Source organism: Vibrio sp. Vb1337, from assembly GCF_033338715.1.
Lineage (GTDB): Bacteria > Pseudomonadota > Gammaproteobacteria > Enterobacterales > Vibrionaceae > Vibrio > Vibrio alginolyticus.
In genome coordinates this window covers 1-1,358 of the sequence record NZ_JAWOTD010000113.1, presented here as the reverse complement: position 1 = coordinate 1,358, position 1,358 = coordinate 1, and the positions used below count along the sequence as shown (strand labels likewise).

Sequence of the window (1,358 nt, the reverse complement as noted above, 5' to 3'; positions counted from 1 at the left end):
ATTCATGAGGATAACTCGGTTTCCGTTAGCGATGATGGTCGTGGCATTCCAACAGAAATGCACCCAGAAGAAAAAGTATCAGCAGCAGAAGTTATCATGACCGTACTGCACGCTGGTGGTAAGTTCGATGATAACTCGTACAAAGTATCAGGCGGTCTTCACGGCGTGGGTGTTTCGGTAGTAAACGCACTGTCAGAAAAAGTGGTACTAACCATCCATCGTGGCGGTCATATCCACACGCAAACTTACCGTCATGGTGAGCCTGAAGCGCCTCTAGCGGTTGTGGGTGATACGGATAAAACTGGTACACAAATTCGTTTCTGGCCAAGTGCAGAAACTTTCTCTAACACTGAATTCCATTACGACATCCTAGCAAAACGTCTGCGTGAGCTATCGTTCTTGAACTCAGGCGTTTCTATCAAGCTTATTGATGAGCGCGAAGCGGACAAGCAAGACCACTTCATGTATGAAGGTGGTATTCAAGCGTTCGTTCAGCACTTAAACACCAACAAAACACCAATCATCGAGAAAATCTTCCACTTCGACTTAGAACGTGAAGACGGCATTTCGGTAGAAGTGGCAATGCAGTGGAACGATGGTTTCCAAGAGAACATCTTCTGTTTCACCAACAACATTCCACAGCGCGATGGTGGTACTCACCTTGCTGGTTTCCGTGCGGCACTAACACGTACGCTAAACAGCTTTATGGATAAAGAAGGTTTCTCGAAGAAAGCGAAAACAGCAACGTCAGGCGACGATGCGCGTGAAGGTTTGACAGCCGTTGTTTCGGTAAAAGTGCCTGATCCAAAATTCTCGAGCCAAACCAAAGACAAACTGGTTTCTTCTGAAGTGAAATCAGCGGTTGAATCGGCGATGGGTGAGAAATTATCTGAGTTCTTGGTCGAAAACCCAAGCGAAGCGAAGATGGTTTGTTCGAAAATCATCGATGCAGCACGTGCACGTGAAGCCGCACGTAAAGCGCGTGAAATGACTCGTCGTAAAGGCGCGCTAGACCTAGCAGGCCTACCAGGCAAACTTGCAGACTGTCAGGAAAAAGATCCGGCACTCTCTGAACTATACATTGTGGAGGGTGACTCTGCGGGTGGTTCAGCTAAGCAGGGTCGTAACCGTAAGAATCAGGCAATCCTACCGCTGAAAGGTAAGATCCTGAACGTAGAAAAAGCACGTTTCGACAAGATGTTGTCTTCGCAAGAAGTTGCAACGCTTATTACAGCACTTGGCTGTGGTATCGGTCGTGACGAGTACAACCCGGACAAACTGCGTTACCACAACATCATCATCATGACCGATGCCGACGTCGATGGTTCGCACATCCGTACGCTACTGTTGACCTTCTT

The 1,358-nt window shown here is 47.7% G+C and carries 1 protein-coding gene; it reads left to right on the top strand.

Going from position 1 to position 1,358, the window contains the following annotated elements:
• On the top strand, window positions 1–1,358 hold a 1,358-nt coding region (locus tag R7E42_RS24310; protein WP_318073134.1), incomplete at both ends, for a DNA gyrase subunit B.